The organism is Candidatus Methylomirabilota bacterium (genome assembly GCA_036002485.1).
GTDB lineage: Bacteria > Methylomirabilota > Methylomirabilia > Rokubacteriales > CSP1-6 > AR37.
Genome location: DASYTI010000013.1, coordinates 1 through 8066, shown reverse-complemented (window position 1 = coordinate 8066; position 8066 = coordinate 1). Strand labels below are relative to the sequence as shown.

Annotated in this window: 8 protein-coding genes; 3 read left to right on the top strand and 5 right to left on the bottom strand. The window is 65.8% G+C overall.

What is annotated here, in order from left to right; all coding sequences use genetic code 11:
* From VGT00_01640 to VGT00_01630, 3 genes are all read right to left on the bottom strand, one after another.
* Positions 1–357: fumarate hydratase (locus VGT00_01640; protein ID HEV8530099.1), on the bottom strand; the 357-nt coding region annotated here is incomplete at its 3' end.
* A gap of 120 nt (positions 358–477) precedes the next feature.
* A complete protein-coding gene (gene cimA, locus VGT00_01635; GenBank protein ID HEV8530098.1) occupies positions 478–2067 on the bottom strand; it encodes a citramalate synthase in 1590 nt (529 codons plus the stop codon).
* 193 nt (positions 2068–2260) lie between these two features.
* The gene (locus tag VGT00_01630) at positions 2261–2668 is read right to left on the bottom strand and encodes a cupin domain-containing protein (GenBank protein ID HEV8530097.1); all 408 of its coding nucleotides are present in this window, start codon (positions 2666–2668) and stop codon (positions 2261–2263) included.
* Between the two features lie 263 nt (positions 2669–2931).
* Here VGT00_01630 and VGT00_01625 point away from each other — a divergent pair, with 263 nt between their 5' ends.
* Positions 2932–3285, top strand: a complete 354-nt coding sequence (locus VGT00_01625; protein HEV8530096.1) for a hypothetical protein — start codon at positions 2932–2934, stop codon at positions 3283–3285.
* A 113-nt stretch (positions 3286–3398) separates the two neighbouring features.
* Here the strand turns inward: VGT00_01625 and VGT00_01620 are convergent, their stop codons facing one another.
* Positions 3399–4976, bottom strand: coding sequence for an ABC transporter substrate-binding protein (locus VGT00_01620; protein HEV8530095.1), 1578 nt, complete (start codon positions 4974–4976; stop codon positions 3399–3401).
* 92 nt (positions 4977–5068) lie between these two features.
* Complete coding sequence (locus tag VGT00_01615) at positions 5069–6133, bottom strand: zinc-binding dehydrogenase (GenBank protein HEV8530094.1); 1065 nt, start codon at positions 6131–6133, stop codon at positions 5069–5071.
* 576 nt (positions 6134–6709) lie between these two features.
* On the opposite strand from VGT00_01615, the gene VGT00_01610 reads away from it, so the two are divergent.
* Entirely contained in the window at positions 6710–7705 is a 996-nt protein-coding gene (locus tag VGT00_01610) for an ABC transporter substrate-binding protein (protein ID HEV8530093.1), read from the top strand.
* Between the two features lie 126 nt (positions 7706–7831).
* Positions 7832–8066 (top strand): hypothetical protein (locus VGT00_01605; GenBank protein ID HEV8530092.1); only part of this gene is annotated, 235 nt, incomplete at its 3' end.

The window sequence follows — 8066 nt, the reverse complement described above, 5'->3', positions numbered from 1 at the left end:
CTCTCGGGTGAGCGGATGCACGCGATTCGGGCGAAGCGGGACGGAGGCCGTAGCCTCCGCGGTGGCGCGCCGGAGCGCCCGCTCGAGCGCGACGAGACCGCCCTCGACCGACGCCTCGTTGCCGAGCTTGACGTAGTAGCGCGGCAGCCCCGTATCGGCGCACATGGGCCGGCGCTCGGCGGTGGCGATCTGCCCGTTCTCCAGCATCTCGTCGAGCACGAAGCGGGCGAGGCGCTGCTCCTCCCGGTCGCGAGCCAGACGGACGCCCTCGCGATAGTCGGCCGGGATGTCGATGGCCGCGCGGCCCATCAGCTCGCGGGCCGTGTCCTCGATCAGCTTGGCGGGGATGGATGGCATATACGTTGAGGGACGTCACCCCTGATTTTCTCAGCACTCGTCTCGCCGCTGCGCTCGCCTCCGGCTCGCTGACAGCGTCTCATCTCGAACGGCGGCCCTCTCCCCTGAGGGGAGAAGGGCCTATCGCTTGCCCTTTCGCTCGTCGCGGCGGAGCTTGTATTCGATCGAATCCACGAGGGCTTGCCAGGAGGCCTCGATGATGTTGTCGGCCACGCCCACCGTGCCCCAGGTCTCGTCGCCATCCCCCGAGGTGATGAGCACGCGCGTCTTGGCCCCCGTGCCCTTGCTCTCGTCGAGGATGCGCACCTTGTAGTCGAGCAGGCGCACTTCTCGCAGATTCGGGTAGAACTCCTCGAGCGCTTTCCTGAGCGCATGGTCGAGGGCATTGACGGGTCCATTGCCCGAGGCCGCCGTGTGCTCGGCCATCCCCTTGACCCTGAGGCGCACCGTGGCCTCGGCGAGCGGCTCGGTGTTTCCCTTGTCCTCCTCGACGATGACGCGGAAGCCGTCCAGCTCGAAATAGGGCCTGTGGTTGCCGAGGGCGCGCTCCATGAGGAGCTCGAAGGAGGCCTCGGCACCTTCGAACTGGAAGCCCTCGTCCTCCATCCGCTTGAGCATTTCGAGGATGCGTCGGGCCTCGGGCGTGTTCTTGTCGAGATCGATGCCGTACTCTTTGGCCTTCCACAGGATATTGGACTGCCCGGCCAGCTCCGAGACGAGCACCCGCCGATGATTGCCCACCGACTCGGGATCGATGTGCTCGTAGGTCTCGGCATGCTTGATCACGGCCGAGACGTGGATGCCGCCCTTGTGGGCGAAAGCGGAGTCGCCGACATAGGGCTGCGACTGCCAGGGCTTGCGATTGGCCAGCTCGGAGACGAAGCGCGAGACGTCGCGGAGCTCGCGCAGGTTCTGCGGGGGAATGCAGTCGAGACGCATCTTGATCATCAGGTTCGGGATGATGGAGACCAGGTTGGCATTGCCGCAGCGCTCGCCATAGCCATTCATGGTGCCCTGGACGTGGTTCACCCCTTCGGATACGGCGGCGAGGGTATTGGCAACCGCGCACTCGGTGTCGTTGTGGACGTGGATGCCCAGCGGCGTCTCCGGCTTCACATGCTTCTTGACCTCGCGGATGATCTCCGCGACCTCGTGAGGCAAGCCGCCGCCATTGGTGTCGCAGAGGACGAGACAGTGGGCGCCCGCGGCTTCCGCGGCCTTGAGGGTGGCCAGGGCATAGTCCCGGTTCTTCTTGAAGCCGTCGAAGAAGTGCTCCGCATCGTAGACGACTTCCTCGAAGTGCTTGTGCAGGTACACGATCGAGTCGCCGATCATGGCGAGGTTCTCGTCGAGCGTGGTCCCGAGGGCGTGGGTGACGTGCAGGTCCCACGACTTGCCGAAGATGGTGACCACGGGCGGGCCCGCCTCCACCAGGGCCTGGATATTGCTGTCCTCCTGCGGCTTCACGCCGGGCCGGCGCGTGGAGCCGAAGGCGGTGATCTTGGCGCTCTTGAAGACGGCGTCCTGCACGCGCTTGAAGAAGCGGAGGTCCTTGGGATTCGAGCCGGGCCAGCCGCCCTCGATGTAGTGGATGCCGAGGGCGTCGAGACGCTGGGCGATGCGGACCTTGTCCTCCATGGAGAAGGACACGCCCTCTCCCTGGGTGCCGTCGCGCAGCGTGGTGTCGTAAACCTTGATTTCCCGCGACATAGGGCGCCCATCATCCCTCCTGCCCCGGGCAAGTGTCAAGTTTACGGGCACTGGGCCAATTTGCTTCCCCATACTTCGTTGCAAGCGGACCGGCAACCCTCAACGTACACTCACGAACGCCTCGGGCTGCCGGGCCCGCTTGCGCCTCGTCTGGCTCGCAACTTGGCCCAGTGCCAAACTGGGCGACGACAGGTTACGGGTTGATCTGGTAGCCTCTCGAATCGGTGGCGCGGCCGTCCTTGTACTCGACGATGCGCTTGGGCGAGACGTGGGTACCGAGGAGCCTCAGCACCTGATCGCCGACGACGCGAAAGCTGTGCGGGACGTTCGGGGGCAGGGCGATGGTGTCGCCTTTCTCCAGGCGCACCTTGCGATCCTCCTGGCCGTCCACCCAGGCCTCGGCGACGCCGTCGAGGATGTGCAGCACTTCCATGTACGGGTGGGAATGCACGGGCGCGACGTAACCGGGCTCGGAGGTCTGGATGCCCGTACGGATCGGCGTCGTCCCCTCGTCGTCGCCGAGGATGAGCTGATACGTGGCGTCCGGACCGAACTTCACGACCTCCGTCTGGCTGAGACGAACCACCTTCATGTCGGCCATGACATTCCTCCCGTTGGACAGCGCCTTGGATGTGGCTGAAGTCTAGACGTCGGGGCGAGCCTTGTCAAAGCTTCCGGCGAGATCAGGCACTTGCCTCGAGGCGTACCGTGGAAGTCATGGCAGAGCGCGCACGAATATTGGCTTTCGGTCTTTCTTCGCTGCTGGCCGGAACCATCTGGCTCACGGCGGTGCCAGCGGCCCGAGCAGCAGATCCGACTCCCCAGGCTTCCCCGGAGCCACCTGGTACCGCGGCACCCACCACCGTGGTCAGCGAGCTTCAGGCCAAGCTCGTCACGGCCGTCCAGCAGATGGAGCGTCGGGATACCGAGGGCGTGCTGAGCCACGTTTCCGAGCAGTATCGCACCGGGCCTTTCAACAAGCTTGCCCTGCGCCGGCAGCTCCAGACGATGTTCGCCCTCTACGACGCCATCACCGTCCGGGTGCGCATCGATGCCGTGAGAATGTTGGGCGATCAGGCCTGGGTCTATTCCACCGGAGAAGTGACCGGGCGTCTGCAGTGGGTGGGCCGCTGGGTGCCTGTTCTTTCCTGGCAGCGCGAGCTCGAGGTGGCCCGGCGCGAGAACGGGGTGTGGCGGCTGATCGGGGATCAGCAGTAGCGGCTTACGAACTTAGACGCCCCCCCATCCTGCTGCCCCCTCACCCTGCCCTCTCCCCCGGTGGGGGAGAGGGATGAGAGGAGTAGCTTGGCTCCGCCAAGCTAGTCACCTAGCTAGTCACCAAGCCAGACCGTGTCGAGCTGGTTGTTGAGGAAGTGGCTGGGCGTGATGGTCCAGCCGCGGACCCGCGCGTTGTGCGGCACGATGCGATGCCACTGGAGCGTGTAGATGTAGTGCGCCTCCTCGTCGAGAAGGCGCTTCTCGAACTCGCGGATCAGGCGCCGGCGCTCCTCGCGGTCCGTGACGCGGCTCTGCTTCTCGTAGAGCTCGTCGAGCACTCGATCCGTGTAGCGGCTGTAGTTGACGGGGCTCCGGTCCAGGGACTGGAACTTGAAGAGGGCAAGGTCGGGCTCGACGATGTAGCTGCAGTGAAAATCGGCGGCGACCTCGAAATTGCCGCTGCGGATGTCCGCGTAGAGCATGCCCAGCTCCAGCGTCTCGATCTTGGCGTTGACGCCGATCTGCCGCCACTGGTCGGCCAGCCAGACTCCAAGCGCCACGTAGGGATTGGGGATCCCGCGATTCTTGAAGGTGAAGCCGAAGCCTTCCGGCACGCCCGCCTCGCGGAGCAGTCGCCGTGCTTCCGCGCGTGCCTTGACGATATCGCGGCCATACCCGGCCAGGCGCTCCAGCTCAACCGGGCTGGTGGCAAATGGAGTCCCCGGCCCTTGCACGCCAGCCACCTCTTTCAGGATCGTGATCTTGGAGAGCGCCTGCGCGCCCTGCCAGCGGTCCAGAGCCAAGGTGAGGGCCCGGCGGACCCGCTTGTCGTCGAAGGGCTTGCGCTCGTGATTGAGGGCGAGCGGATTGACGCACTCCCACGGGCTCTCCTGCACGGTGATCTTCGATCCGAGTGCGGCCACCAGGGTGTCCCGCTCGGGCGGCGAGAAGCCGCGGAACTGGATCATCGCCCGCTGGCCGCGGATCGCCCCCACCTGCATGGCCGCGTCCGGCACGAAGAGCGCGCGGTAGCCGTCGAGGTACGGCTTGCCCTTGTCCCAGTAGCTCGCGTTCTTCTTGCCGATCCAGTGCGAGCCCTTGACGTACTCGACGAAGGTGAAGGGGCCCGTGCCCATGATGTTCCGCTCGTGCCAGCGCATGTCGCGGGCCAGGATTTCGGCCTTGTAGATCCAGTTGAAGGGCGAGGCCAGCGAGGGGAGGAACGAGGGCGAGGGCCACTTGAGTCGGAAGACGATGGTCAGGGAGTCCGGCGCCTCCACCGCCTCCACCACGATGTATTCGCCCTTGCGATTGGAAGCGACGCCGGGCGGCGGGAAAATGATCTTGTCATAGGTCGCCTTGACGTCCCGCGCCGTCAGCTCGCTGCCATCGTGGAAGCGCACGCCGCGGCGCAGCGTGAAGGTGTACGTCCGCCCGTCCCTGGATATCGCCCACGACTCCGCCAGATCGCCCACGATGCGCGTGCCGCCGCGGTCGAAGGGGTCGACCCGGAGCAACGTATTGTAGTGGGGCGCCGCGGGGTGGACGATGGCGAAGGTCTCCTCGCGGTGCGCATCGTACGACGGTGGTTCCGCAGGGACCACGAAGACCAGCTCCCCGCCCGGGCGCGGCGCCTCCTGGGCCGCCGCCGGCGGGACGCTCGCCGTCACCAACACCGCGAAGGCGATCAAGCTCGCCTCGATCCCTCTCCCCCATCGGGGGAGAGGGATGAGGAGTCCTCTCCGCGCGGCTCCCGCTCCCAGAGGGGAGAGATATGAAGAAGCTAGACATGGATGGCGACCTTGAGAGCATTGCCGAGCCGGTTCACGTAGGTATCGAACGCTTCGTGAATCTGGTCCAGCGCGAAGTGGTGGCTGATGATGGGGTCGGCCACGAGCTTGCCCGCGCTCATGAGGGCCAGCGATCGGCCGCAGTTCATCCCGCCCTCGCCGCGCGCCGCATAGATGCGGACATTGCTGCGCACGGCGAGGTTCATGTCCATCTCGACGGGGCCCGCGTACCAGGCGACCACGCCGATGCGCCCGCCCCGCTTCACGTTCTCGAGCGCGTCCTGCATGGACGAGGAACCGCCTGCGCACTCGAGGACCGCGTCGGCGCCCTTGCCGTTCGTGTACTCGCTCACCCGCGCGCCCAGATTCTCGCGGCGCACGTTGATGATGTGGTCGGCCCCGAGCTTCCGGCCGATCTCGAGGCGCTCGTCACGCGTGCCGCTCAGGATCACCCGCTCCGCTCCCATGGCCTTGCAGAGCTGGACGGCCATGAGCCCGATGGGCCCCGGCCCGAGGACGAGCACGGTCTCCCCCGCCATGTAACCGCCCATGAGATCGATGGCCCAGAGCGGCGAGGCGGCCGTGGTGACCATGCAGGCCTGTTCGAAGGTGAGCGAGTCCGGGAGATGGTAGAGGGTATTGATGTGGTTGACGGCGTACTCGGCGAAGCCGCCATCGCACGTGAGCCCCTTGGCGCGATGGCCCTTGGCGAGATTGCCGTAGTTCAGGCAGGAGGTGTACCAGCCCTTGATGCAGTTCTCGCAGCGCTCGCAGCCCTTGTGCACCTCGACGGCCACGCGATCGCCCACGCGGAATTCGTCCACGCCCGGCCCCAGGGCGGCCACCGTGCCCGCGTACTCGTGGCCCATGATGAACGGGCCTTCGGGCTGGCCCTGGAGCTTGCGGTGGAGCACCTTCACGTCGGTACCGCAGATCGACGCGACCTCGACCTTCAGGAGCGCCTCGCCCGGCCCAAGCTCCGGCACCGGCCAGGCCTGCACCCGCATCTCGTCAGCGCCGTGGAGAATGACCGCCTTCATGGTGGATGGAATCGACATCAGGTCGCCTCCTGTTGAAGACTGGCTTCGGCTGCCCATGGTAGCAGGCTCGCGTCTCGACACGCGGGTCCTTGGCTTTCCCGCTTCTCGCACCCGAGCCGGTGTAATCTAACGTCGCCCGGAGAGCCGACGCAACGCTGTTCGAACACCGGCTCGCCGGCGCAACTGAATCCCGGGGAAGGTTTCGGAAGGGAAGCGGGGCCCCCTCCGAGTGCCAAGGACATATGAATTGACAGGGCTGTCACAGTATCTCAAACAAGGGCGCGGCCGCGGTCCGGAGCCCGGCCGACCGGATGCTCCTGTCCCGGCGGCCGGAACATCGGACTGGCTGCGGCGGTCCCGGTGATAGCTTGCGGCGCCTCGCGGTATATCACGGCAAGGGAACGAAGGGGTGCCCTGCAAGGTCGCGCAAACGTGGGTGCCGACGGAGCTCCGCCGGGCTCGTTCGTCGTGCTATACAGAACTACGCAGCCGGATATCGCAGTTCAGGATACTGAGCGTTCGCCGCACCAGGGGAGCGATCATGCAGTTGACTGACTACTCTCGCTGTGTCGAGTCCAACGACCGGTGATGTCGATGCGACTCGACGCGCTCATCCTCGTGCTCTTGTTCGTATTCGCTTCCGCAAGCTTTGTTGCCCTGTCCGGCCCCGCAGCCCCCGCCCAAGAGCCTCAGGCGAGGAAGGTCTACCGGATCGGGTTCCTACGCGCGGGCCAAGCGCCCACGCCCTGGGTCGAGGCGTTTCAGCAAGGCCTACGGGAGCGGGGATACCTCGACGGCCAAAATGTAGTCGTCGAATTCCGGCTCACCGACGGCAGCTTGGATCAGCTCCCGCGGCTTGCGGAAGAGCTGGTGCGGTCAAAGGTTGATGTCATCGTGGCTTCGTCTTCGCCGTCCGCTGCGGCAGCCAAGAAGGCGACCACGTCGGTGCCTATCGTCTTTGTGAACGTGTTTGACCCGGTCGAGCTCGGACTCGTCCCGAGCCTGGGACGCCCGGGAGGCAACATCACGGGACTGGCCGCTACCTCTCCTGAGATCGCCGGGAAACGCCTGGAGCTGCTGAGGGAGCTCGTTCCCAAGCTCAGACGCGTCGCAGTGCTCTCGCATCCGGCGACTCCGAGCACTCCGAAGCAGCTCGAGGGCGCGGAGGACGCAGCACGGGCCCTCGGCATGCAGGTTCAGCCGGTACCGGTCCGGGGCCCCGATGGCTTTGACTCGGCATTCAAGGCCATGCGCGGCACCGACGGTCTCCTCCAGCTAGATGCTGCCTTTTTCACGACGCATCGGGCTCGCCTCGTAGGGTTGGCGGCCGAAAGCCGCCTGCCCGCGATCTACGGCTACCGGGAGATGGTAGAAGCCGGAGGCCTCATGTCGTACGGGGTGCACTTCCCGGATTTGTACAGGCGTGCCGCCACGTACGTGGACAAGATTCTGAAGGGTGCAAAGCCAGCTGATCTCCCCGTCGAGCAGCCCACAAAGTTCGAGTTCGTGATCAACAGTCGGACCGCCAAGGCCCTCGGCCTCACGATCCCGCCGTCGCTGCTGCTGCGCGCCGATCAGGTGATCGAATGATCGCTTGGCAACCTATGGTTCTTCTATCCACCGTGCCGACACTCCGAGCGTTCTACGTCGGGGCGACGGCGCGCGTCACGCGTGGCGGAACGATGAGGCGTCGAACTCCCCGCTGCAGCGGACCGGATGCTCGCGTTGCTCGCACTCCGGCCGCTGAGCGCCACGTTGAGCCGACGAGAGGAGCAGACCATCGCGGACGCGAGTGACGAGCATTCAACTCGGCTTGCCATGCTGAGGTTGTTTCGACAGGGAATTGTGAGGAGTAGCGCAACCGGGCTCGCTGCCATTCTGGTCTTTACGCCTGTCGCCGCACAGTTTGCCGCCGAGGCGCAGCCGGCGGCGAAAGTGTATCGCGTCGGTC